The sequence below is a fragment of the Kosakonia pseudosacchari genome, assembly GCF_015167415.1.
Taxonomy (GTDB): domain Bacteria; phylum Pseudomonadota; class Gammaproteobacteria; order Enterobacterales; family Enterobacteriaceae; genus Kosakonia; species Kosakonia pseudosacchari.
Map to the genome: position 1 here is coordinate 4,495,187 of NZ_CP063425.1, position 25,630 is coordinate 4,520,816.

At 54.5% G+C, this 25,630-nt stretch carries 22 protein-coding genes; 10 read left to right on the forward strand and 12 right to left on the reverse strand.

What is annotated here, in order from left to right; genetic code table 11:
* The 9 genes from dam to IP581_RS21490 all read right to left on the reverse strand — a co-directional run bounded on the left by dam (nucleotide 1) and on the right by IP581_RS21490 (nucleotide 7,537).
* Entirely contained in the window at nucleotides 1-822 is an 822-nt protein-coding gene (gene dam, locus IP581_RS21450; protein WP_086872690.1) for an adenine-specific DNA-methyltransferase, read from the reverse strand.
* Between the two features lie 67 nt (nucleotides 823-889).
* Nucleotides 890-2,191 (reverse strand): cell division protein DamX, encoded by a 1,302-nt coding sequence (gene damX, locus IP581_RS21455; protein WP_193821310.1) that lies wholly within the window; start codon nucleotides 2,189-2,191, stop codon nucleotides 890-892.
* 88 nt (nucleotides 2,192-2,279) lie between these two features.
* The gene (gene aroB / locus IP581_RS21460; protein ID WP_193821311.1) at nucleotides 2,280-3,368 is read right to left on the reverse strand and encodes a 3-dehydroquinate synthase; all 1,089 of its coding nucleotides are present in this window, start codon (nucleotides 3,366-3,368) and stop codon (nucleotides 2,280-2,282) included.
* Nucleotides 3,369-3,423: 55 nt separating this feature from the next.
* Nucleotides 3,424-3,945, reverse strand: coding sequence for a shikimate kinase AroK (gene aroK, locus IP581_RS21465; protein WP_017459852.1), 522 nt, complete (start codon nucleotides 3,943-3,945; stop codon nucleotides 3,424-3,426).
* Between the two features lie 287 nt (nucleotides 3,946-4,232).
* On the reverse strand, nucleotides 4,233-5,468 hold the full coding sequence (gene hofQ, locus IP581_RS21470) for a DNA uptake porin HofQ (protein ID WP_193821312.1): 1,236 nt from the start codon (nucleotides 5,466-5,468) through the stop codon (nucleotides 4,233-4,235).
* Complete coding sequence (locus IP581_RS21475) at nucleotides 5,434-5,781, reverse strand: HofP DNA utilization family protein (protein WP_193821313.1); 348 nt, start codon at nucleotides 5,779-5,781, stop codon at nucleotides 5,434-5,436. Before IP581_RS21475 ends, hofQ begins: the two co-directional genes overlap by 35 nt.
* Nucleotides 5,771-6,232 (reverse strand): HofO family protein, encoded by a 462-nt coding sequence (locus IP581_RS21480; RefSeq protein WP_228007794.1) that lies wholly within the window; start codon nucleotides 6,230-6,232, stop codon nucleotides 5,771-5,773. Before IP581_RS21480 ends, IP581_RS21475 begins: the two co-directional genes overlap by 11 nt.
* Nucleotides 6,216-6,752 (reverse strand): PilN domain-containing protein, encoded by a 537-nt coding sequence (locus IP581_RS21485; protein WP_193821314.1) that lies wholly within the window; start codon nucleotides 6,750-6,752, stop codon nucleotides 6,216-6,218. Before IP581_RS21485 ends, IP581_RS21480 begins: the two co-directional genes overlap by 17 nt.
* A complete protein-coding gene (locus IP581_RS21490) occupies nucleotides 6,752-7,537 on the reverse strand; it encodes a DNA utilization protein HofM (protein ID WP_193821315.1) in 786 nt (261 codons plus the stop codon). The genes IP581_RS21485 and IP581_RS21490 overlap by 1 nt, the downstream gene beginning before the upstream one ends.
* A 118-nt stretch (nucleotides 7,538-7,655) precedes the next feature.
* Between IP581_RS21490 and mrcA the strand changes: the two genes are divergently transcribed.
* A complete protein-coding gene (gene mrcA / locus IP581_RS21495) occupies nucleotides 7,656-10,208 on the forward strand; it encodes a peptidoglycan glycosyltransferase/peptidoglycan DD-transpeptidase MrcA (RefSeq protein ID WP_176519657.1) in 2,553 nt (850 codons plus the stop codon).
* A gap of 78 nt (nucleotides 10,209-10,286) precedes the next feature.
* On the opposite strand, the gene nudE is transcribed toward mrcA, so the two are convergent.
* Nucleotides 10,287-10,847 (reverse strand): ADP compounds hydrolase NudE, encoded by a 561-nt coding sequence (gene nudE / locus IP581_RS21500; protein WP_193821316.1) that lies wholly within the window; start codon nucleotides 10,845-10,847, stop codon nucleotides 10,287-10,289.
* A gap of 316 nt (nucleotides 10,848-11,163) precedes the next feature.
* Between nudE and IP581_RS21505 the strand changes: the two genes are divergently transcribed.
* The 5 genes from IP581_RS21505 (at nucleotide 11,164) to pckA (ending at nucleotide 17,300) form a co-directional block, all read left to right on the forward strand.
* The gene (locus tag IP581_RS21505; protein WP_086872708.1) at nucleotides 11,164-13,302 is read left to right on the forward strand and encodes an intracellular growth attenuator family protein; all 2,139 of its coding nucleotides are present in this window, start codon (nucleotides 11,164-11,166) and stop codon (nucleotides 13,300-13,302) included.
* Between the two features lie 60 nt (nucleotides 13,303-13,362).
* Nucleotides 13,363-14,040, forward strand: coding sequence for a GMP/IMP nucleotidase (yrfG, locus tag IP581_RS21510; RefSeq protein WP_193821317.1), 678 nt, complete (start codon nucleotides 13,363-13,365; stop codon nucleotides 14,038-14,040).
* Entirely contained in the window at nucleotides 14,040-14,441 is a 402-nt protein-coding gene (gene hslR / locus IP581_RS21515) for a ribosome-associated heat shock protein Hsp15 (protein WP_097399930.1), read from the forward strand. Before yrfG ends, hslR begins: the two co-directional genes overlap by 1 nt.
* A gap of 24 nt (nucleotides 14,442-14,465) precedes the next feature.
* Entirely contained in the window at nucleotides 14,466-15,344 is an 879-nt protein-coding gene (gene hslO, locus IP581_RS21520; protein ID WP_086872711.1) for an Hsp33 family molecular chaperone HslO, read from the forward strand.
* A 336-nt stretch (nucleotides 15,345-15,680) separates the two neighbouring features.
* Nucleotides 15,681-17,300: a phosphoenolpyruvate carboxykinase (ATP) gene (gene pckA / locus IP581_RS21525; RefSeq protein WP_193821318.1), complete on the forward strand. Its 1,620-nt coding sequence runs from the start codon at nucleotides 15,681-15,683 to the stop codon at nucleotides 17,298-17,300.
* 44 nt (nucleotides 17,301-17,344) lie between these two features.
* On the opposite strand, the gene envZ is transcribed toward pckA, so the two are convergent.
* The gene (envZ, locus tag IP581_RS21530) at nucleotides 17,345-18,697 is read right to left on the reverse strand and encodes a two-component system sensor histidine kinase EnvZ (protein WP_017459527.1); all 1,353 of its coding nucleotides are present in this window, start codon (nucleotides 18,695-18,697) and stop codon (nucleotides 17,345-17,347) included.
* Complete coding sequence (ompR, locus tag IP581_RS21535; protein WP_001157751.1) at nucleotides 18,694-19,413, reverse strand: osmolarity response regulator transcription factor OmpR; 720 nt, start codon at nucleotides 19,411-19,413, stop codon at nucleotides 18,694-18,696. The genes envZ and ompR overlap by 4 nt, the downstream gene beginning before the upstream one ends.
* Nucleotides 19,414-19,640: 227 nt before the next feature.
* On the opposite strand from ompR, the gene greB reads away from it, so the two are divergent.
* From greB to feoB, 4 genes are all read left to right on the forward strand, one after another.
* Nucleotides 19,641-20,114, forward strand: a complete 474-nt coding sequence (greB, locus tag IP581_RS21540) for a transcription elongation factor GreB (protein ID WP_017459528.1) — start codon at nucleotides 19,641-19,643, stop codon at nucleotides 20,112-20,114.
* 95 nt (nucleotides 20,115-20,209) lie between these two features.
* On the forward strand, nucleotides 20,210-22,549 hold the full coding sequence (locus IP581_RS21545; RefSeq protein WP_193821319.1) for a Tex family protein: 2,340 nt from the start codon (nucleotides 20,210-20,212) through the stop codon (nucleotides 22,547-22,549).
* Between the two features lie 493 nt (nucleotides 22,550-23,042).
* Nucleotides 23,043-23,270, forward strand: a complete 228-nt coding sequence (gene feoA, locus IP581_RS21550; protein ID WP_017459530.1) for a ferrous iron transporter A — start codon at nucleotides 23,043-23,045, stop codon at nucleotides 23,268-23,270.
* Nucleotides 23,271-23,303: 33 nt separating this feature from the next.
* Nucleotides 23,304-25,622 (forward strand): Fe(2+) transporter permease subunit FeoB, encoded by a 2,319-nt coding sequence (gene feoB, locus IP581_RS21555; protein WP_193821320.1) that lies wholly within the window; start codon nucleotides 23,304-23,306, stop codon nucleotides 25,620-25,622.
* Nucleotides 25,623-25,630: the final 8 nt, after the last annotated feature.

Genomic DNA, 25,630 nt, shown 5'->3' on the forward strand with positions numbered 1-25,630 from the left:
TTATCGCGGAGCCGGGCGATAGAGTGCCAGCAGCTCATCCACCTTTTTACGTGTACCACCGTTACTGCTGATACTGCGCCGCACTTTTACCACGTGCAATTTTGCCTGACTGTACCACTCACGCGTTAACAGCGTGTCGTGGTTGGAAATCAATACCGGGATCCGGTTTTGCACCAGGCTTTCGGCAATTGCCGCCAAATGCGCCTGCTGCTCAAGACTGAAACTGTTGGTGTGATACGCCGTAAAATTGGCCGTCGCCGACAGCGGGGCGTAAGGCGGATCGCAGTAGACCACGGAGTTCTCGTCAGCGCGCGCCATGCTATCTGCGTAGGATTCGCAGTAAAAAAAGGCATTCTGCGCTTTTTCGGCGAAGTGGTACAACTCCGCTTCCGGGAAATAGGGTTTCTTATAACGGCCGAACGGCACGTTGAATTCACCGCGCAAATTATAGCGGCACAGGCCGTTGTAGCCATGGCGATTGAGGTATAAAAACAGCAGCGCGCGCCGGAAAGGCTCCTGGCACTGGTTAAACTCTTCGCGCAGCTGGTAATAAACCGCAGACTGATTCGTCTCAGGCGCGAACAGCGCCCGTGCCTGGCGCACATACTCGTCAGGCTGGTCTTTAACGATGTTATAGAGGCTAATCAAGTCGCTGTTGATATCAGCGAGGATATAGCGGGAGAACGACGTGTTGAGAAACACCGAACCCGCGCCGACGAACGGCTCGATAAGGCATTCCCCCTGCGGCAGATGCCTTCCGATATCGTCCAGCAGGGGGTATTTCCCCCCTGCCCATTTCAAAAAAGCGCGATTCTTTTTCATGCTGACTGATTACTTACACTCTCTCCGGCTGTGGAGAAAGCTCCGACAGCATTCTGCGCTTTATACATTACTTCAGATCGGCCTGAACCTGATGTATCGGTTTGGCCCAGGGATTTTTCGCCTGTACGTCTGCCGGCAACGCCGCGACAGCGCGTTTCGCATCGTCTTTAGATGCGTACACACCGCTCACCAGCACGTACCACGGCTGGCCGTTACGTGTTGTCTGGTACACCACGAAGTTTTTCAGATTCTCTTTCTTCGCCCACGCATTGAGGTTGTTGGAGTTCGAGGAACTGCTCAACTGCAATGTGTAGTGGTTACCCGGCGCAGATTTTAACGCTCCAACATTCCCGGTGGTGGCCCCGGCGCTTGCAGCAGGCGCGGCGCTGGCGGCTGGTGCAGTCACGGCTTTGGGCTGCGTTTGCGCAGGTGACGAGGTTACCGCAGGTGCTTTTACCGGTGCGGTAGCGGCGGTTTCAGTGCGTTTCGGCGGCTGAGCGACAGCTTTGGATTCGGCTTTTGGTTCCGCTTTCGCGACTGGCTCTTTAGCAACCGCCTTCGGCTCGATAACCATCTGTTTGCGTTCGGTACGCGGCGCAGCGGTATGGTTTTCAGTTGCAGCAGATTGTGTCTGACGCGCAGCAGCGCCGTTGCCGTTACGTACCGGCGCAACCGTTGCAGGTTCGGTTGGCAACGTCGAATTCACCGCGTTATCTATCTGCGACTGATTTTGCGGCTGAGTCAGTGCGTTATTCAGATCACCCTGCACTTCAACACGCTGCTGGCCAGCAGGCGCGGCAGGCGCTTCAGCTTGTGATGGCGTAGAAGAAATGGGCGGCAGCGAGACATCCTGTGACGCAGGCGCACTGCCTGACGTTGGTTGCTGAGCAGGTGCTGGCTGTGCGCCATTTGCCTGATCGGCGGCACCGGTATTGGCCGCGTTGTTATTGCCCGCGGAGAGATCGATGCTTTTCTCCGCCGGTGCGTTTTGTTCATTGCTCGTTGTCGGTGCGGGGGATTTCAGCGCAGAACCGATGCCGATGATTAACAGAAGCAGAACCAGAATGCCGACACCCATCATCACATACTGGCGGGAAGCGGGTTTCGCGGCGGCTGCTTTCTTACGCTTACGCGGACGACGCTCTTCGCGCTCCTCGTCAAACGCTTCTTCATCTTCTTCATAGCTCTCTTCTTCACGCTCATCGCGCGCCCGGCGGCTGCGCGAAGGGCGGCGTTCGTCCGCATCGACATCAACATCATCAAAGTTGATATGCGGTTCATCAACACGCTCGGAAGATTGGCGAGAACGACCAGTACGACGATCGCTGGGATCGGGTTTCAGCTCGTCTTCTGGTTTGAATTCATCCATTTAACACCCCACACAAAGGCGTATGCCACATCATGCATCTCGCCCGAAGTTAAACGCCACGCGATGCGTGACCAGACCTTTCTAATAGTTACGCCTGCTGGCAATCAGCAATAGCGCCAAGTACTACGTCGTGCGACACTCCGCCGCGAACTTCACTCTTCCCTATTGCCAACGGGAGCACTAAACGCATCTCTCCCGCCAACACTTTTTTATCGCGCATCATATGCGGTAGATAAGCCTGCGCGGACATCTCCTGCGGGCCTTGTACCGGTAAACCTGCGCGTTTCAGCAGCGCCTTTATACGCTGCGTGTCTGCTTTGCTGAACTGGCCAAGACGTTCCGATGCATGCGCCGCCATTACCATGCCTGCCGCGACAGCTTCACCGTGCAACCAGTTCCCGTAGCCCATTTCCGCTTCAATAGCGTGACCGAAGGTATGCCCCAGATTCAGTAAAGCACGTAAGCCTGTTTCCCGCTCATCAGCGGCAACAACTTCTGCTTTCAGCTCACAACAACGGCGAATACAGTACGCCATCGCCGGGCCATCAAGGCGCAGCAACGCATCCATGTTCTGTTCCAGCCAGTTAAAGAACTCGCCGTCGAGAATAATGCCGTATTTGATCACTTCCGCGAGGCCGGAGGACAATTCGCGGGCAGGAAGCGTTGCCAGACAATCAAGATCGACAACTACAGACGCAGGCTGATAAAACGCGCCGATCATATTTTTGCCGAGGGGGTGGTTCACCGCTGTTTTGCCGCCAACAGAGGAGTCAACCTGAGAAAGGAGCGTGGTCGGCACTTGAATAAAGCGCACGCCGCGCTGATAGCTGGCTGCCGCGAAGCCGGTCAAATCACCCACCACTCCGCCACCCAGCGCGACCAGTGTGGTATCGCGCCCATGAGGTTTTTGCAACAGTGCGGTGAAAACCGTGTCCATCACCGCAAGGCTTTTGTACTGCTCGCCATCCGGCAGAATCACGCTATCTACTTTCACGCCAGCCTGCTCAAGAACATGGTGGACTCTATCAAGATAGAGCGGAGCCAGTGTTTCATTGGTGACCAGCATAACCTGATCACCAGACTTCAGAGGCGAGAAGGAAGCTGGATCGTTAAACAAACCAGCCGCGATGGTGATAGGGTAACTACGTTCCCCGAGAGTGACTGTGATCCTCTCCATGACGCGACATCCACCTTAGTTGCTTAAACCCGCAGGCGTGTGAATTAAGCCAGAATTAGTTGCTTTCCAGCATATGAATAATCTGGTTTGCCACCACTTTAGCACTCTGATCGTCAGTGCGAATGGTCACGTCGGCAATCTCTTCATACAACGGATTACGTTCGTCGGCCAACGCTTCCAGCACTTCGCGCGGCGGCGTATCCACCTGCAAAAGCGGGCGTTTTTTGTCGCGTTGAGTACGAGCTAATTGCTTTTCGATAGTGGTTTCCAGATAAACCACTACGCCACGGGCGGAGAGACGATTACGGGTCTCGCGAGACTTCACAGAGCCACCGCCGGTCGCCAGTACGATGCCCTGTTTTTCCGTCAGCTCATTGATGATTTTTTCTTCGCGATCGCGGAAGCCTTCTTCACCTTCAACATCGAAGACCCAGCCCACATCAGCTCCGGTTCGTTTCTCAATCTCTTGATCAGAATCGTAAAATTCCATATTGAGTTGTTGAGCTAACTGACGCCCAATAGTGCTTTTGCCGGCACCCATAGGCCCAACCAGAAAGATATTGCGTTTCTCTGCCATTTTTTCGGTACTACTAAGACTATTCGTTGATGATAAACCCGCTTCGCGAAGATTCGGCGTAGCAGGACATGAACTGAAACCTCATATGCGATAGTGCGAGAGTCAGATCGAAAATTATCTCAGTACTCCGGCTTGTTTGGCAACTGAATAAACGCGCAATCCTTCATGCTGCTCATTGTTCGACGGAGACCACTGACGCTCAAATCGGTACTCCTTGTAAGCTAAATCATGTCTCACGTCAAACACATGAACCAAGTTCCATTGAAAAAGGGGGAGTTACGGCAGATTTAATGTACCGCCGCCAACCTGGGCGTAATAAACACCACCAGCTCGCGCCGCTCATTATCTTTAGCGTCCTGGCGAAATAACCTGCCGATGCCAGGAATCGAACCTAAACCCGGGACCTGCGCCCTGTCGGCGGAGTTCTTTTGTGAAAAGATCCCGCCAAGCGCCAGCGTATCGCCACTTTTTACCTCTACCTGTGTTTCAATCTCCTGCTTGTCAATCGCCATCGCCTCACCCCCAGCCTGCTGCAGCACCTGACCCGGCATATTTTGGCTAATGCGCAGCTTTAGTCGTACACGGTTATCAGGCAGTACCGTCGGTGTGACTTCCATCCCCAGCACCGCTTCTTTAAATTCCACCGCCGTGCTACCGCTATCGCCGCTGGCGACTTGATAAGGTATTTCGCTCCCCTGTTTGATACTCGCTGGCTGGCGGTGAGAAGCCAACAAGCGCGGGCTGGCGATAATTTCAAGTTGCTGTTTTTGCTCAAGGGCTGACAACTCCAGTTCCAGCAATTGGGCGTTGATACTGCCGATATTAAAGCTGACGCGCGTACTGGCATCCGGAACCGAGAGTTCGGCAGAAACGCCGCTAAGTTGTCCACGCGCTGCGGGTTTATCCTGCGCCAGTCCCCATTTCACACCCAGCTCGCGCAGGCTTTTTTCATTGATGGTGACGATATAAGCCGCCAGCTCTACCTGCTCGACCGGTAAATCCATCTGCGCGACCCATTTTTCCAGCGTTGCGAGCCCTTCTTTATTATCACGCACCAGTAACCGATTAAGCCGCGCATCAACCGTAATGGCCCCTTGCGGGCTGAGCAGTTTTTCCCCGGCTTTTGCCAGCTCCACCGCATCGGCATAACGCAATACAAAACTGCGTGTTTGCAAGGGTACGTTCTGCTTGCGCTGGCGCTGCGCGGCCTCCTGCTCCGCCTGCTTTTGCTGCCGCCATGCCGTGGTATGGACCTGCCAGATGTTGCCCTGCTGGTGTAACGTTAATCCGGCACTGGCGGCAACGGTTTGTAGCGCCTGCTGCCAGGGGACATCTTTGAGATTCAGCGACACCGTGCCGCTGACCTCAGGTGAAATCACCATGTTCTGCTTCTCCAGCGCAACCAGCGCCTGCAATACCTGGGTGACAGGCACGTCGTCGACGGTCATTGTGACGACACGTGATGTCTGCGCGCCGGCAAGCGGCAGGCTAAAGAGCATCGCGCTCGCTATCCATTTTCGCATGTTGAGTTCCTTCTCGTTGCCAGCGCCATTGCGCTGGAGTGCACTCTTTGCCAATCTCAATCAGCATTTCATCTTGCTGGATAGCGATAACACGCCATCCAGTGGGCAACGTTTCGCCAGCAATAAGGCGATACCAGCGCCCGGTGCCATCGCGCACGATCCCTATCGGCTGCTCCCCCGCCACCGCGCCGTGAAAATGCCAGTTGCCGAGCTGTGCGATTTGGCATGTATCTGGCGGTGGCTGGAAAGGATCGCGCATGCCGCACAGAAGCAGACTCAGCAACGCGGCCAGTAACAGACGTCTAGTTCGCATTATCCTGCTCCACGCGCAGCGTAAAATTCAGCGCACCTTCACCTGCCATCAATGAAAACGCAGGAACCTGCATGCCGCGCGCCGTTAGCAGTGAAAACGTCTCAGCCACGGCTTGCCAGCCGGTCTCAAGCACCAGCTCTCCACCACCCTGAGCAGGCTGCCAGCGTACAAGCTGGCGCCCCTGTGACTGAAAATCCAGCGGGCTAAATGTCAGACGCTCCGGCAAAGCCACTGAATCTGACGGTGGCACCAGCGCGTGTAACTTTTGCCACTGTGCTCGCAGCTGCGTACGTTGTTGCTGTTGTTGAGTAACCAGACGTATCTGCGTCTCTTTGATCGGGCATATCGCCAGCCACCATAAAAGTACCAGTGCGCAAAGTGCACTGAGTAGCCAACAAAACACCCGCATTCGTAATGACAAAGCAAACCACACATCAGGGTTGAGCATCATTACCCTCCCGGTTCAGTTGGTAGTGGAATTGCCAGCGCCCCTGCGCATCACGCTCTACTGTGCCTGCGGGTTGCAGCTGAAACCCTGGCGTTTTCTGCAACCTTTGCTCAAGCTCACTTAAAGCGTTAAAGGAGCTGGCCAGGCCAGCGATTTCAAGTTGGTTTTGCTGCCAGCGCAGAGCAGTAAGCCAGGCGTTGGGCGGCAGATTTTCCGCCAGGCCGAGCAATGTCTGTCGCCACGCTTGAGTGCGCTGAAGTCGTGATAGCTGCGCCTGTGCCTGCTGCCAGCGCTGGCGTCGAAGCTGCAACGGCTGCTCGGCGGCATGCAACCCTGCGAGCAAGGCGACATCAGATTGCTGCCACAGCGTAGCCTGACGCAGGTCAACCGCAGCACATGCCCGCCATAATGCGCCACCCAGCACGATCACCAACGCTGTCGCGATAAAAACCGCGCCCCAAAGACGTATGCAGCGCAACCGCTTTTGATGCCGCCAGGGGAGAAAATTCACGATGGGCTGCATCAGTATCCCCTGGCAACAGCCAGTCCCAGTGCTATCGCGTAGCGTTCTCCGGCATCGGGTAAAGGCGGCTGGCGTGAGGGGACGGCGCTCCAGCAGTCAAATCCGCCGGGCATCTCGCCACACTGTGTGATTTCGTCTGTGGGTAGCCCAAGCACGGCGGCAAGCTGAGCAACATTTTCAGCCTCTTCGCGCGCGCGTCGCCCCCAGCTCTCTCTCGTGGCCCACAGCCACTGGCGCTCATCACACCAGGCAAGGCAGCGGGCCGGTGGGGTCAGCCAGGGTAACAGTGGCTGTAGTGCACTGGCATCCGGCGTAATAGAAGAAAGATGAAGGGATAATGTCTGTGCTATTTCCAGCAATGCCGCCACATCTTTATTTTGCGCAGCAGTAACGCCGTAGGCTTTGCCGGGCTCATCTTCGGTGAAGTCGAAACAGAGATCGTTTTCCGCCATCTCCAGTTCACGCGCCATTGCCTGCGAAACCCAGCTTGTTAAAGCAGGTTCGCGCAGCGTGATTGCCGGTCGCGGCAGCTTTTTTTGCAGGGTTTGCCCGGCGGGAAATGCCATGCGTACGCAATGGCGTTGCGGTAGCGTTTGCCGCCAGGGACGCAATACATTGAGCAGTTCGTCCGGCGCTTTAATCCGCCCCTGCACCACGATGCCAGGGGAAAGTGGAAGGTGCCACCAACGGCGTAACGCCTGGCCGCGACGCCCGGCGGCAAGGGCGACAATAAAGATGCCATCTTGTTGAATATGCAAACCAATTTGCCAGTGCCTGAATGCCATAAATCCCGATCTCCTTATCGTCTCGCTGGATACGCTATATCAATGCATCAGGCTTGCCTTTATACTACCGCGCGGTTGTTTATAAACTGCCCAAATGACTCTAAATGGGAAATCTCCAGTGAAGTTCGTAAAGTATTTATTCATCCTTGCAGTATGTTGCATTCTGCTGGGAGCAGGCTCGATTTACGGTCTGTACAAATATATTGAGCCACAGCTACCTGACGTCGCCACGCTGAAAGACGTGCGGTTACAAATTCCAATGCAGGTCTATAGCGCTGATGGCGAATTGATCGCGCAATATGGCGAAAAGCGCCGTATTCCGCTGACACTGAATCAAATCCCGCCTGAAATGGTTAAAGCGTTTATCGCCACGGAAGATAGCCGTTTTTATGAACATCACGGTGTCGACCCGGTGGGGATTTTCCGCGCTGCCAGCGTGGCGATGTTTTCCGGGCGCGCGTCTCAGGGCGCAAGTACTATTACCCAACAGCTGGCACGTAACTTTTTCTTAAGCCCGGAACGCACGCTGATGCGTAAGCTTAAAGAGGTGTTCCTGGCGATCCGCATTGAACAGTTGCTGAGCAAAGATGAGATCCTTGAGCTTTATCTCAATAAGATCTACCTCGGTTACCGCGCGTACGGCGTGGGCGCTGCAGCACAGGTTTACTTTGGGAAATCGGTCGATCAGTTAACCTTAAGTGAAATGGCGGTGATTGCCGGTCTGCCAAAAGCACCGTCTACGTTTAACCCGCTCTATTCACTTGATCGCGCTACCGCGCGCCGTAATGTTGTGCTGGCACGTATGGAGAGCGAAGGCTACATCACCGAGCAGCAGTATGACCAGGCGCGCAGCGAAGCTATCGATGCCAATTACCATGCGCCGGAAATCGCTTTTTCCGCACCTTACCTTTCCGAGATGGTGCGCCAGGATTTGGTCAATCGCTATGGCGATAAAGCCTACGAAGATGGCTACCGCGTTTACACCACCATTACCCGCAAAGTGCAGCAGGCCGCGCAGGCCGCCGTGCGTAATAACGTGATGGATTACGACATGCGCCACGGTTATCGCGGCCCGTCGAATGTGTTGTGGAAAGTGGGTGAAGCGGCGTGGGACAGTAAAAAAATCACCGATTCGCTGAAAACGCTGCCGACTTACGGCCCGCTTTCGCCAGCAGTCGTGACCAGCGCCAATCCACAAGAAGCGACGGCGATGATGGCTGATGGTACATCGGTCTCTTTGCGCATGGAAGGTATGCGCTGGGCGCGTCCGTATCGTTCCGATACGCAACAAGGCGCGACGCCGCGCAAAGTCACCGACGTGGTGCAGACCGGGCAGCAGATTTGGGTTCGCCAGGTAGATGACGCGTGGTGGCTGGCGCAGGTGCCGGATGTTAACTCCGCGCTGGTTTCCATCAACCCGCGTAACGGTGCCGTGTTGGCGCTGGTGGGCGGCTTCGATTTCAACCAAAGCAAGTTTAACCGCGCGACACAGGCGCTGCGCCAGGTGGGTTCGAACATCAAGCCATTCCTTTACACCGCGGCAATGGATAAAGGTCTGACGCTGGCGAGCATTCTGAATGATGCGCCCATTTCCCGCTGGGATGCGGGTGCAGGTTCTGACTGGCGACCGAAAAACTCGCCGGACGAGTATGCCGGTCCGATTCGTTTACGCCAGGGTTTGGGGCAGTCGAAAAACGTGGTGATGGTGCGAGCAATGCGTGCAATGGGCGTGGATTACGCGGCCGAATATCTGCAGCGTTTTGGCTTCCCGGCGCAAAACATTGTGCATACCGAATCGCTGGCGCTGGGCTCTGCTTCCTTTACGCCAATGCAGGTAGCCCGTGGGTACTCGGTGATGGCGAACGGTGGCTTCCTGATCGATCCGTATTTCATTACCAAAATCGAAAACGATCAGGGCAACGTGCTGTTTGAAGTACGTCCGAAAATCGCCTGTGCCGATTGTGATATTCCGGTGATTTACGGCGATACGCCGAAATCGAACGTACTGGAAAACAAAGACATGGAAAACGTCGCCACCTCGCAAGAGCAGCAGAACGCAGCCGTACCGCAGCCGCAGCTTGAGCAAGCCAACCAGGCGCTGGTGCAAAGAAGCGGCGCCGAAGAGTACGCGCCACATGTTATTAGCACCCCGCTGTCGTTTTTGATCAAAAGCGCGCTCAACAGTAACATTTTTGGCGAGCCCGGCTGGCAGGGTACAGGCTGGCGCGCAGGTCGTGACCTCAAACGCAATGATATTGGTGGTAAAACCGGGACCACGAACAGTTCGAAAGATGCCTGGTTCTCAGGCTATGGTCCAGGTGTGGTGACTTCCGTCTGGATCGGCTTTGACGATCATCGCAGGGATTTGGGGCGTACTACCGCCTCCGGTGCGATTAAAGATCAGATTTCCGGCTATGAAGGCGGCGCGAAAAGCGCGCAACCTGCCTGGGATGCATATATGAAAGTCGTCCTGGATGGGGTTCCTGAAGAGCCATTAACGCCGCCGCCAGGCATAGTGACGGTGAATATCGACCGCAGCACCGGCCAACTGGCGAACGGGGGTAGCAGCCGCCAGGAGTACTTTATTGAAGGGACGCAGCCAACGCAGCAAGCCGTCCATGAAGTGGGCACCACGTTAATGGATAACGGTGAGTCTCACGAGCTGTTTTAACTCTGCGCCGGGCTTGTCCCGGCTGACAGTTAGCAAAAAGGGCGCGAATGCGCCCTTTTCATTTATTGTTCTGTGCGTTCAGAGCCGACCCTGACCTTTCAGCCATTCGCGAACCAAAAACAGGGCGCTGACATTGCGGGCTTCGTTGAAATCAGGATCTTCCAGCAGGTCCATCAAGTGCTTCAGCGGCCAGCGTACCTGCGGTAATGGTTCTGGTTCATCACCCGGCAGCGATTCAGGATAGAGATCTTCTGCCACGACAATGTTCATTTTGCTGGAGAAGTAAGATGGCGCCATACTGAGTTTTTTCAGAAAAGTAAGCTCTTTTGCGCCAAATCCGACTTCTTCTTTTAGTTCACGGTTCGCCGCTTCGTATATACTCTCACCTGGATCGATAAGCCCCTTGGAAAATCCCAGCTCGTAGGATTCAGTGCCAACCGCATATTCACGGATCAGGATCAGATGCTCGTCCACAATCGGCACAATCATCACGGCTTCGTGCGTAGAGGGACGCATACGTTCATAAACACGGCGCACGCCGTTACTGAATTCCAGATCCACACTTTCTACGTTAAAAAGTCGTGAAGACGCGACCGTTTCTACGTTAAGAATGGTGGGTTTTTGCAATGATTCGCTCATTATTATCGGTCTTTGCAGAGAAACTTTCGTTATTGTGCGACACTACGCACTGTTTGGGCAATGTACTTTGCCGCTAATTTACATTCTTGCAACCTCTTCGAAATCAATTCCCAATTTGACCCAAAAGTCAATAGCTTGAAATAAAACTAAGAATTTGCTGATATTCCCGTTAGGGTGGTTTTGCTATTCTCTTTGACATTGGTATGCGCTTAAAAATACTCAAGTTAATTGCTTGCTTAAAAGGCCAACCACATTAGATTGTTACGGGAAGGGTGCAACTGACTACACCTGTTAGAAAAAGTAAGATGGGGAAAGCATGAGCACCATTTTGATTTTTTTCGCTGCTATGCTGGCCTGCGCATTCCTCGCCGGATGGATTTTCAGGTTCAGGTCGCAACGTCGGTATCGACTGCCTTATTTACAGGCATTCACCGGCGCGACGACCCGTAAATTGACACCTGAAGAGCGTGAAACAGCGGAACGCTATCTGGAAACGCTCTCCCGTACGCAAAACAATCTCGCCCCGACGGGTGCGACAGCCGCTCCTGTTTCCATCAGTCTTAACGCACATAGCAACACGGTGTTGTATGTCACGCACTCGATCACCCGCTATGGCATCACTACTGACGCCCCGAATAAATGGCGCTACTACCTTGATTCCGTCGAAGTTCACTTGCCCCCTTCCTGGGAGCAATACATAACTGATGAGAACAATGTTGAACTTATCCGCACCGACTCAATGCCGCTGGTCATCTCGCTTAATGGGCACACGCTTAGCGAATATATGCATGAAGAGCGCGGAGGCGAACTTGAGCGCGTATCGCCGAGCCAATCCGCGATCCGTGGCGAAGAGAGCGAGCAAATTGAGCTGCTGAATATTCGCCGCGAAACGCCGGAAGAGTACGCATTAAGCCGCCCGGATGGCATGCGCGAGGCGCTGTTGATTTCGGTCTCGTTTCTGCTGTTTTTCTTCTGTCTGGCCTCGCCTGATGTCTTTATCCCGTGGCTGGCGGGCGGCGGCGTGATGTTGCTTGCCGCCGGGCTCTGGGGGTTATATGCGCCACCGGCTAAAAACACACTGCGGGAGATCCATTGTCTGCGTGGCACGCCAAAGCGCTGGGGGCTGTTCGGTGAGAATAATCAGGAGCAAATGAATAATATCTCGTTAGGTATTATCGACCTGATTTATCCGCGTCACTGGCAGCCCTTTGTCACCCAGGATTTGGGCCAGCAAACCGATATTGATATCTACCTTGATCGCCACGTTGTGCGCCAGGGACGTTTTCTCTCCCTGCACGATGAAGTGAAAAATTTCCCGCTGCAACACTGGGTGCGCAGCGCGGTCATTTCCACCGGTTCGCTGGTGGTGCTGGCGATGTTGTTGATTTGGGTGCCGCTGGATATGCCGATCAAATTTACGGTGTCGTGGATTAAAGGCGCGCAGACCGTTGAAGCCAGCAGCGTGAATCAGCTTGAAGCCGCCGGGTTGCGGATTGGTGACACATTGCGCATCAGCGGCACCGGCATGTGTAATATTCACATGCAAAATAACTGGACCTCGCGCCAGACGTCGCCCTTTACGCCGTTTGACTGCTCGCAAATTATCTGGAACAACGCCCCACCCCTGCCGTTGCCAGAATCCGACATTGTGAACAAAGCCACGGCGCTTGCTCAGGCGGTCAGCCGCCAGCTTCATCCCACTACTGAAGAAGATTCCCGCGTGAGCCCGGTTCTGCGCTCAGCCATTCAGAAGTCCGGCATGGTACTGCTGGATGACTTCGCCGATATCGTACTGAAAACCCAGGATTTGTGCGCCGCCGAAGATGAGTGTCTGCGGTTGAAAAATGCACTGGTCAACCTCGGAAACAGTAAAGACTGGGAGACGCTGACCAAACGCGCCAGCGACGGGAAACTCACCGGCGTGAACGTCTTGTTGCGCCCGGTAAGCGCCGAGTCGCTGGATAATTTGGTCACCACGTCCACCGCGCCATTCATTATGCGGGAAACCACCCGTGCCGCGCAGGCGCTGAACAGCCCGGCACCGGGCGGTTTTGTGATTAGCAGTGAAGAAGGTAGCGAGCTGGTTGATCAACCCTGGCCGCCGATTGCGCTGTATGACTACCCGGCGCAGGAACAATGGAATGAATTTCAGCGGCTGGCACAAATGCTGATGCAGACGCCGTTTCGCGCGGAAGGGATCATTACCAATATTTATACCGATGCAAACGGCACCAAACACATCAGCCTGCATCGCATGCCGGATGCCAGTGGTCTGTGGCGTTATGCGGGAACCACACTTTTGCTGGTCGCGATGGTGATTTGCAGCCTCTACAACGGTGCGCTGGCGCTGCGGCGTTACCAGCGTAATCGCACACGTATCGAAGAGATTCAGCAGTATTACGCAAGCTGTCTGAACCCCCAGTTTCTGCCCACCCAGGATAGCCTCAGCAGCTAACGATCTGTCGTGCGAGCTGTGTTAACCTGTCGCGCACGTTTTCTCTGGCTGGAGTTTTTAATGCACCTTGATATCGCATGGCAGGACGTCGATACCGTTTTGCTGGATATGGACGGCACGCTTCTCGATCTCGCGTTTGATAACTTCTTCTGGCAAAAACTGGTGCCGGAAACCTTTAGCGTCAAACAAGGCTTAACGCCAGAAGAAGCGCAGAACGTCCTCCGCCAGGAGTATCACGCCGTGCAGCATACGCTAAACTGGTACTGTCTGGATTACTGGAGCGAACGCCTGGGCCTGGATATTTGCGCCATGACCACCCAGCAGGGGCCGCGCGCGGTGCTGCGTGAAGATACGGTGCCATTTCTGGATGCGTTACAAAAAAGCGGTAAACGCCGCATTTTGCTGACCAATGCGCACCCGCATAATCTGGCGGTCAAACTTGAGCACACGGGGCTTGCGTCGCACCTTGATTTATTACTTTCCACCCATACATTTGGTTATCCGAAAGAGGATCAGCGCCTGTGGCAGGCTGTCGCGCATGAAACCGGGCTTAATCCTGAACGGACGTTGTTTATTGATGACAGCGAACCGATTCTAGATGCGGCGGCGAAATTTGGCATCCGCTATTGCCTGGGCGTCACCAACCCGGATTCAGAGCTGGCGGAAAAGCATTATCTGCGCCATCCAGGCACTAATGACTACCGCGGTCTGATCCCTTCACTTCTCAAGGAGATGTGATGAAACAGCAGCCTGCACAGGACGTTCGTCTCGATAAGTGGCTATGGGCCGCGCGTTTTTATAAAACCCGCGCCCTGGCCCGCGAAATGGTTGACGGCGGCAAAGTGCATTACAACGGGCAGCGCAGTAAGCCGAGTAAAATCGTCGAACTGAACGCTACGATCACGCTGCGTCAGGGAAATGATGAGCGAACCGTCATCATTAAAGGCATTACGGAGCAGCGCCGCCCGGCAAATGAAGCTGTCGGGCTGTATGAAGAGACGGCAGAAAGCATCGAGAAACGCGAGAAAATGGCGCTGGCCCGCAAACTTAACGCGCTCACCATGCCCCACCCCGATCGCCGCCCGGATAAGAAAGAACGTCGCGATCTAATAAAATTTAAATTGGGTGATAGCGAATAACGCTCACCCGCAAGAGAGATAATCATGGCCATTCAAGACCAATTACACCGCTATCTTTTTGAAAACTACGCTGTTCGCGGCGAGCTGGTGACCGTTTCCCATACCTGGAAACAGATCCTCGAAAACCATAACTATCCGCTGCCGGTAAAAACGGTGCTCGGCGAGTTGCTGGTCGCCACCAGCCTGCTGACCGCAACGCTGAAATTTGCCGGTGATATCACCGTGCAGTTGCAGGGTGATGGCCCTATGAGCCTTGCGGTGATCAACGGCAATAATCGCCAGCAAATGCGCGGTGTGGCGCGTGTTCAGGGCGATGTGCCGGAAAATGCGGATCTGAAAACGCTGGTGGGTAACGGTTATTTGGTTATCACGATTACGCCGGAAGAGGGCGAGCGTTATCAGGGCGTTGTGGGTCTTGAAGGCGATACGCTGGCGGCCTGCCTGGAAGATTACTTCCTGCGTTCAGAACAGCTGCCGACACGCTTGTTTATCCGCACCGGCGAGGTTGACGGTCAGCCCGCGGCGGGCGGTATGCTGCTGCAGGTATTACCGGCGCAGGAAACGCAGGCCGACGATTTTGAGCATCTGGCCGTGCTGACAGAAACCATCAAAGCGGAAGAGTTGCTGACGTTGGCGGCGGAAGATGTGCTGTGGCGCTTGTATCACGAAGAGGAAGTCACGCTTTACGATCCGCAAGATGTGGAATTCAAATGCACTTGTTCCCGTGAGCGTTGCGCGGGTGCGCTGAAGACGCTGCCTGACGAAGAAGTGGATAGCATCCTCGCGGAAGAGGGCGAAATCGATATGCACTGCGATTATTGCGGTAGCCACTATCTGTTTAACGCGATGGATATTGCCGAGATCCGCAACAACGCTTCTCCTGCCGATCCGCAGGTGCATTAATCCCTTCCCCTACGCCGCCTGCGGGCGGCGCTTTTGCATGACTCGTCACGTTTCCGCTAAAATCCTCAATGAAAGTGTTACGTAACTTACTTTCATGAAAGCGATTACAGTCACAAAGCCGCGGTTAAAAATGTCGTCTTACGCCATTTTTGGAACATTTACCCCATAAATGAGGCTATTTTTGCCATAATCCGTCTCGTTACGTGACCACAATCACAGTGTTTTCCGTCAGTCTGGGTTTGTCGAGTTAGGTAAATCTATGAGCCTCGTCCCGGTAAGCGGGTAAAAAACAACCCTACAATTTCAGGCAGTACATATTGGCTAAGGAGCAGTGACATGCGCGTTAAGAGCTTAACCCCGCAGGATCTCAAGGCTTATGGTATCAACGATGTTCAGGATGTCGTCTACAACCCCGATTACGATACGCTGTATCAGGAGGAGCTCCGTCCAGACCTGGAAGGATATGAGCGTGGAGTGCTGACGAATTCTGGTGCTGTCGCCGTCGACACCGGTATTTTTACCGGCCGTTCGCCGAAAGATAAGTATATTGTGCGTGATGACACCACCCGCGATACCGTGTGGTGGTCCGATAAGGGCAAAGGCAAGAACGACAACAAGCCGATCTCGACTGAGGTCTGGCAACATCTAAAAGGCCTGGTCACCAGGCAGCTTTCCGGCAAGCGACTGTTTATTATTGACGCATTTTGCGGCGCAAACCCGGACACGCGTCTCTCGGTGCGTTTTATCACCGAAGTAGCCTGGCAGGCGCACTTCGTGAAGAACATGTTCATTCGCCCGACCGAAGAAGAACTGGCAAGCTTTACGCCAGACTTTATCGTGATGAATGGCGCGAAGTGCACCAACCCGCAATGGCAAGAGCAAGGTCTCAACTCGGAAAACTTTGTCGCTTTTAATCTCACCGAACGCATCCAGCTGATTGGCGGAACCTGGTACGGTGGCGAGATGAAAAAAGGCATGTTCTCCATCATGAACTACCTGCTGCCGTTGCAGGGCATCGCCTCAATGCACTGTTCAGCAAATGTCGGTGAAAAAGGCGATGTTGCGGTGTTTTTCGGCCTGTCCGGCACCGGTAAAACCACCCTCTCTACCGACCCGAAACGCCGCTTGATTGGCGACGATGAACACGGCTGGGATGATGACGGTGTTTTCAACTTCGAAGGCGGTTGCTACGCCAAAACCATTCGGCTTTCGGAAGAGGCTGAACCGGATATCTTCCACGCCATCCGTCGCGATGCGCTACTGGAAAATGTCAGCGTCCGCGCCGACGGCAGCATTGATTATGATGATGCGTCGAAAACGGAAAACACCCGGGTGTCTTACCCGATTTACCATATTCAGAACATCGTAAAACCGGTCTCCAAAGCTGGCCACGCCACGAAAGTGATCTTCCTGACGGCAGATGCGTTCGGCGTGTTGCCGCCGGTTTCACGCCTGACCGCCAGCCAGACGCAGTACCATTTCCTTTCCGGTTTTACCGCTAAACTTGCCGGAACCGAACGCGGCGTCACCGAGCCGACACCGACCTTCTCTGCCTGTTTTGGTGCCGCGTTTTTATCGCTGCATCCAACGCAATACGCGGAAGTGCTGGTGAAAAGAATGCAGGCCGCCGGAGCACAAGCGTATCTGGTCAATACCGGCTGGAACGGCACCGGTAAACGTATCTCGATCAAGGACACGCGAGCGATTATCGACGCGATCCTTAATGGCTCGCTGGACGATGCGGAAACCTTTACCCTGCCAATGTTCAACCTGGCAATTCCAACCTCGCTGCCCGGCGTGGATACGCGCATTCTCGACCCACGCAACACCTACGCTTCTGTGGAGCAGTGGCAGGAGAAAGCCGCGCAGCTGGCAACGTTGTTTATTGAAAACTTCGAGAAGTACACCGATACCGCCGCCGGTGCCGCGTTAGTCAGCGCCGGGCCAAAAGTGTAATTTGGCTACGCAAGAGAAACAAAACCCGCCAGATGGCGGGTTTTTTATGCTTCTTTATTCTGCCCGCTCAGTCGGGCAATCGGGATCGGCAGCCAGGCGCGAATACAGAGCCCGCCCCGCTCGCTGGTGCCCAGTTCAAGTATGCCGTTATGGTTATCCACAATACGCTGCACGATCGCAAGCCCCAGGCCAGTGCCGCTGGTGCTGCGCGCGCTGTCACCGCGAACAAACGGCTGGAACAGATGTTCGCGCTGCTCCGGTTTGATGCCCGGGCCGTCATCTTCGACCTGGAACCAGGCGCGATTGTGCTCGGTGCCGCTGCTGACTTTGATCCAGCCATTGCCATAGCGCGCCGCGTTGACCACCATATTGGCAACCGCACGTTTAATAGAAAGCGGGTGCATACGCACGAAAATCTCGCTCTCTTTCAAGCCGGTATCGATTTCACGTTCGTAGCCACTTTCCGCCGCGATGACTTCGCCGAGCACCGCGTTCAGTTCGGCCACTTCCATCGGCATTTCCTGCCCGGTACGCAGATAATCAATAAACTGCTCGATAATCGCGTTGCACTCTTCAATATCTTTGTTAATTGATTCAGCGAGATAGCCATCCTCTTCCGCCATCATCTCCGTCGCTAAGCGAATACGCGTGAGCGGCGTACGCAGATCATGACTGACACCGGCCATCAATAACGTACGATCGTCGGCAAGCTGCTTAACCCCGGCTGCCATCTGGTTAAAGGCGCGGGTGACCGAGCGCACTTCCGACGCGCCATATTCACGCAGCGGCGGCGGAATATGCCCTTTCCCCACCTTCAGCGCGGCGTGTTCGAGGTCAACAAGGGGGCGGTTCTGAATACGGATAAACAGCCAGGCACCGCCTATCGCCAGCAGCATAATCGCCAGCGTGTAACGGAACAGCGGGGAGAAATCACCCTGATGGATTTCGGTCAGCGGTACGCGCACCCAGATATTGGGCGACAGCCAGGTTTTCAGCCACACCACCGGCGAGCTTTTATTCACCTCGACGCGCACTTCGGTCGGGCCGCCAAGCTGCTGCGCCATTTGCTGACTTAAGAATTCATAATGCTGCGCCCAACGCAGACCGGCGTCTTCCGCGGCCTCGTTGGAGTAAAGCGAAATGCCCAGCTCGCGGTAAATCTCGCGGCGAAACGCCGGAGGCACCACCAGCTGCGTGCCGTCCTCCAGTTGCAGCTTATCGGTCATCAACATACGCACTTCGTACGCGAGAACCTTATTAAACTGCTGGAGGCTGGGCAGAATGGCGAAGTTCAGCACCACCAGGTAGGTCGTCACCAGGCTGGCGAACAGCAAGGTGACGATGAGTAACAAAGTGCGGGCAAATGAACTTCGCGGCGAGAAACGCACTCGCATCATGCTTTAGAGCCGTCCGGCACAAACACGTAGCCCAGACCCCAAACTGTCTGAATATAACGAGGATGTGCCGGATCTTCTTCCACCATGCGGCGCAAGCGTGAGATCTGCACGTCAATAGAACGCTCCATCGCCGAATATTCACGGCCGCGCGCCAGGTTCATCAACTTATCGCGCGATAACGGCTCACGCGGATGGCTGACCAGTGCTTTCAGCACTGCGAACTCACCGCTGGTCAACGGCATCGGTTCATCTTCGCGGAACATTTCGCGCGTACCCAGGTTCAGCTTGAACTTACCAAACGCAATCACCGCTTCTTCCTGAGACGGCGCGCCCGGCAGTTCATTCGCCTGGCGGCGCAGCACAGCGCGAATACGCGCCAGCAGCTCACGCGGGTTAAACGGTTTTGGAATATAATCGTCGGCACCAATTTCCAGACCCACAATGCGGTCCACTTCTTCGCCTTTCGCCGTCACCATAATAATCGGCATCGGGTTGCTCTGGCTGCGCAAACGGCGGCAGATAGAAAGGCCATCTTCGCCTGGCAGCATCAGATCCAGCACCATCAGATGGAAAGATTCACGGGTTAACAGACGATCCATCTGTTCAGCGTTAGCCACGCTGCGAACCTGGAAGCCCTGCTCGGTAAGGTAACGCTCAAGCAATGCGCGCAGGCGCATGTCGTCATCCACGACCAGAATCTTATAATTCTCTTGCATTGTTTATACTCCCAAAGGTTCCGACAATAATGTTTCCGTATTCTAGAAAAGTGCGCGTTCACGACCAGCGAAATCTGGTATACATTCTAGTCGAAATTGTTACAAAGCATATTTAACAGCAGCTTATATGCATATGTCATCACAGAAAGCATGATTAATCTGCACCTTACACGGTCCCGTTTGTAAAGTGTGTGCAGGCAAGAACGTCACGGAAATAAGGCTCAAGAATGAAAACGCCCCTGATTACCCGCGAAGGTTATGAAAAACTGAAGCAGGAACTCGATTTTCTCTGGCGTCAGGAGCGCCCGGAAGTCACCAAAAAAGTCACCTGGGCGGCCAGCCTCGGCGACCGTAGCGAAAACGCCGATTATCAGTACAACAAAAAACGCCTGCGCGAGATAGACCGCCGCGTGCGCTATCTCACCAAATGCCTGGAAAATCTCAAAATCGTTGATTACTCGCCTCAGCAGGAAGGCAAAGTCTTTTTTGGCGCATGGGTGGAAATCGAAAACGACGACGGCGATACACTGCGTTTTCGCATCGTTGGCTATGATGAAATTTTTGGCCGCAAAGATTACATCTCTATCGATTCGCCAATGGCGCGCGCCCTGCTCAAGAAAGAGGAAGGCGACGTGGCGGTAGTGCAAACGCCCGGTGGTGAAGCGACCTGGTACGTCAATCAAATTGAATACGTGAAATAACCCCCAGAACCGTCTGAGAAGCCCTGTGCGGCTGGCATTTTGCGATGCCAGTCCGTATAACTATCCCCTGATTTTTGTTCAGAAGATGAAATGACATGATGAATGATTCGCTCTGCCGCATTATTGCGGGTGAACTTCAGGCACGAACCGAACAGGTGGAATCCGCCGTTCGCCTGCTTGATGAAGGGAATACCGTGCCGTTTATCGCACGCTATCGTAAAGAGGTCACCGGCGGTCTGGACGACACGCAATTGCGTCAGCTCGAAACCCGCCTTGGTTATCTGCGCGAGCTGGAAGAGCGCCGCCAGGCGATTCTGAAATCGATTGGCGAACAGGGCAAACTCAGCGATGAGCTGGCAAAAGCCATTAACCGTACGCTGAGCAAAACCGAGCTTGAAGATCTCTACCTGCCATATAAACCAAAGCGCCGAACGCGCGGGCAAATCGCCATCGAAGCCGGGCTGGAGCCGCTGGCAGATTCCCTCTGGAATGATCCGTCGCAAGATCCGGAAACGCTGGCCGCAACATTTGTCGATGCCGATAAAGGTGTTACCGACAGCAAAGCGGCACTGGATGGCGCGCGCTATATCCTGATGGAACGCTTCGCGGAAGATGCCGCGTTGCTGGCAAAAGTGCGTGACTATTTGTGGAAAAATGCCCATCTCGTCTCCACCGTGGTTAGCGGGAAAGAGGACGAAGGTGCCAAATTCCGCGACTATTTTGATCATCACGAACCAATTTCGACAGTCCCTTCGCACCGCGCACTGGCGATGTTTCGCGGGCGTAACGAAGGCGTGCTGCAACTGGCGCTGAACGCCGATCCGCAGTTTGATGAGCCGCCCAAAGAGAGCCACTGCGAGCAAATTATTATCGACCACCTCGGCCTGCGCCTGAATAACGCGCCAGCGGACAGCTGGCGTAAAGGCGTGGTGAGCTGGACGTGGCGAATCAAGGTATTGATGCACCTGGAAACGGAGTTGATGGGGACCGTGCGCGAACGCGCGGAAGACGAAGCCATCAATGTTTTCGCCCGTAACCTGCACGATCTGCTGATGGCAGCACCCGCCGGGCTGCGCGCCACGATGGGCCTCGATCCGGGCTTGCGTACCGGTGTGAAAGTCGCGGTGGTGGATGCCACCGGCAAACTGGTCGCCACCGACACCATCTATCCGCATACCGGGCAAGCGGCAAAAGCGGCAATGGTCGTCGCGGCATTGTGCGAAAAACACCATGTTGAGCTGGTGGCGATTGGTAACGGCACCGCATCGCGCGAAACGGAACGTTTCTACCTTGATGTGCAGAAACAGTTCCCGAACGTGACCGCGCAGAAAGTGATTGTCAGCGAAGCGGGCGCATCGGTTTATTCCGCTTCCGAGCTGGCGGCGCTCGAATTCCCGGATCTGGATGTTTCATTGCGCGGGGCGGTCTCTATCGCCCGTCGTTTACAGGATCCGCTGGCGGAGCTGGTGAAAATCGATCCGAAATCTATTGGTGTCGGCCAGTACCAGCACGATGTTAGCCAGACGCAACTGGCGCGCAAACTGGATGCAGTCGTCGAGGATTGCGTAAACGCCGTCGGCGTTGATCTGAATACTGCCTCGGTGCCGCTGCTGACCCGCGTTGCCGGTTTAACCCGTATGATGGCGCAGAACATTGTCGCCTGGCGCGATGAAAACGGTCAGTTCCAGAACCGCCAGCAGTTGCTGAAAGTGAGCCGTCTGGGGCCGAAAGCCTTTGAACAGTGCGCGGGTTTCCTGCGTATTAACCACGGCGACAACCCGCTGGACGCGTCTACTGTTCACCCGGAAACCTACCCGGTGGTGGAACGTATTCTGGCGGCAACCGAGCAGTCACTGCGCGATCTGATGGGTAACAGCACGGAGTTGCGCAAGCTGAAAGCCAGCGATTTTACCGATGCACAGTTCGGTGTACCGACAGTGACCGACATCATCAAAGAGCTGGAGAAACCGGGGCGCGACCCGCGTCCGGAGTTTAAAACCGCGACCTTTGCCGAAGGCGTGGAAACGATGAATGACCTGCTGCCGGGCATGGTGCTCGAAGGCGCGGTCACCAACGTGACTAACTTTGGCGCTTTCGTTGATATCGGCGTGCATCAGGATGGTCTGGTGCACATTTCATCGCTGGCGGACAAGTTCGTTGAAGATCCGCATACTGTGGTGAAAGCGGGCGATATCGTGAAGGTCAAGGTGCTGGAAGTGGATTTACAGCGCAAACGAATCGCGTTGACCATGCGTCTGGACGAGCAGCCAGGCGACACCAGCGCTCGTCGTGGCAACGGCAACAGCAGCAACCGCGATAACGGCAATCGTAATGCTGCGCGCCCGGCGAAAGCGCCACGCGGCCGCGACAGTCAGCCGGGCGGCAACAGTGCGATGATGGATGCACTCGCTGCGGCAATGGGTAAAAAACGTTAATCTTTACCCCTCCCTTCACCGGGAGGGGTATTTTTTGCAAACACGTTCGAAAAACTCCCAATTAAAACTGTCGATTAATGAAAGAAATGCAATTAACTCGTTATTTCGCCTGGTATTTACTCTTCAAAATTATTAACTAATCACGCCCAATATTTAATTGCGCTATTGGTATCTGCGTTATTTTTCTTACGCGGCGTATATTACAAATATGAAACAAGCATTAACTTTGTAAAATAAAAATTATCTTTTTAACTCGGCGGTAATATTTTCTGGTTTTGCGCAGGCAATACACAACCCAACAAATTTTTGAGCTACGTCAAAAGAGAATCAAATTATCAATTCTGCTCCCGGCAAACGCATTTTTATGATTGATGATAAAAACTATTCTCATTATCATTGGTTCAGTAGATTATTTCTCCACTCCTTCGATGACGAACAGTGCGCCAGACGGCGCGTGATAACTCTTGGCTCGCAGCGTAAATAAGTAGGCTCTATGCAATTCTCTCCAGACAGTGCGTGGAAAATTACCGGTTTCTCCCAAGAAATAAGCCCGGCCTGGCGGCAGAAACTCCTGTCATTAGGGATGTTGCCCGGCTCCTCTTTTAATGTGGTTCGCGTCGCCCCTTTGGGTGACCCGATTCATATAGAAACCCGCCGCGTTAATTTAGTGTTACGGAAAAAAGATCTCGCGTTCCTCGAACTGGAAGCGGTTTCTCGTTAATCAGCCAGTCGTTATAAAGAGTGCTACGTAAAAATGAAAAAATTGACCATTGGCTTAATTGGTAATCCTAATTCTGGCAAGACAACGTTATTTAATCAGCTCACCGGCGCGCGTCAGCGGGTGGGAAACTGGTCCGGCGTAACCGTTGAGCGCAAAGAGGGCCAGTTCAACACGACCAACCACCAGGTCACGCTGGTCGATCTTCCCGGAACGTACTCGCTCACCACCATTTCCGCGCAAACCTCGCTGGATGAGCAGATCGCCTGCCATTACATTTTAAGCGGTGACGCCGATCTGGTGATCAACGTTGTTGATGCATCCAATCTTGAGCGCAACCTCTACCTGACGCTGCAATTGCTGGAGCTGGGCGTGCCGTGCATTATCGCCCTCAACATGCTGGATATCGCCGAAAAGCAGAAAGTCCGCATTGATATCGACGGCCTTGCCGCACGTCTGGGCTGCCCGGTGATCCCGCTGGTTTCCACACGCGGCCGCGGGATTGAAGCGCTTAAATTGGCTGTTGACCGCCATCAACACAACGACAATGTTGAACTGGTGCATTACGCCCAGCCCCTTTCCCGCGAAGCAGACGTGCTGGCGCAGCAAATGGCCGATGATGTGCCGTTGCAGCAACGTCGCTGGATGGGTCTGCAAATGCTCGAAGGTGATATTTACAGCCGCGCCAATTCTGGCGTAAACGAACAGAGCCTGGCTGCCTCGCTCGCTCGACTGGGAACGGAAATGGACGACCCTGCGTTGCATATTGCTGATGCTCGCTACCAGTCGATTGCGGCGATTTGCGATACCGTCAGCAACACGCTCACTGCCGAGCCAAGCCAGTTCACCGCCGCACTTGACCGCATCATTATCAACCGCTTTTTGGGTTTGCCGATCTTTTTGTTCGTCATGTATTTGATGTTTCTGTTTGCCATTAACATCGGCGGCGCATTCCAGCCCATTTTCGACGCAGGCTCGGTCGCCATCTTTATTCACGGTATTCAGTGGCTGGGTTATACGCTGCACTTCCCCGAATGGCTGACCGTGTTCCTGGCGCAAGGGCTTGGCGGCGGTGTCAACACTGTGCTGCCGCTGGTGCCGCAGCTCGGCATGATGTACCTGTTTATGTCCTTTCTTGAAGATTCCGGTTATATGGCTCGCGCCGCGTTTGTGATGGATCGCTTGATGCAATCGCTGGGTCTGCCGGGCAAATCTTTCGTACCGCTGATTGTCGGTTTCGGCTGCAACGTACCGTCAGTGATGGGCGCGCGTACGTTAGACGCTCCGCGTGAACGTTTGATCACCATTATGATGGCGCCATTTATGTCCTGCGGCGCGCGTCTGGCCATCTTCGCGGTTTTCGCTGCCGCCTTTTTCGGCCAGCAAGGGGCGCTCACCGTCTTCTCGCTGTATGTGATTGGTATCGTGATGGCGATCCTGACCGGCCTGGTGCTGAAACATACGCTGCTGCGCGGCGAAGCCTCGCCATTTGTGATGGAACTGCCGGTGTACCATGTTCCGCATCTGAAAAGCCTGTTGCTGCAAACCTGGCAGCGTCTGAAAGGCTTTGTCATCCGCGCAGGGAAAGTGATTATCATCGTCAGTATTTTTCTCAGCGCGATGAACAGCTTCTCGCTGAACGGCCGTACCGTACACAAAATTGATGAATCCGCGCTGGCCTCTGTCAGTCGCGTATTTACCCCGCTGCTGGAGCCGATTGGCGTGCATGGCGATCACTGGCAAGCCACCGTGGGTCTTGTCACGGGCGCCATGGCGAAAGAGGTGGTCGTCGGTACGCTGAACTCGCTTTACACGGCGGAAAATATTGAGCAGGAAGCCTTTAACCCGGCGGAGTTCAGCCTGACAGGTGAGCTGATTGCCGCTCTGGAAGAGACGGCGAAAAGCGTGAAAGAGACGTTCAGTCTGAGCGTACTGGCTAACCCAATCGAAGCCAGCAAAGGCGACGGTGAAATGGCGACCGGCACCATGGGCGTGATGAGCGAAAAATTTGGCAGTGCGGCAGCCGCTTACAGCTACCTGATTTTTGTGCTGCTTTACGTACCGTGCATCACCGCGATGGGTGCCATCGCCCGCGAATCCAGCCGTGGCTGGATGGGTTTCTCGGTGCTGTGGGGGCTGAATATCGCTTACTCGCTCGCCACGCTCTTTTACCAGACAGCAACGTTTAGCGATCATCCGGTCTACAGCCTGACCTGCATTCTGGCTGTTCTGCTGTTTAATGTGGTGGTCATTAGCGCCCTTCGCCGCGCCAGAAGCCGGGTGGATGTCAACCTGCTGGCCACGCGTAAAACCGTTGCCAGCTGCTGCGACAGCCCGGCGGGCGATTGTCACTAAGGAGCAGC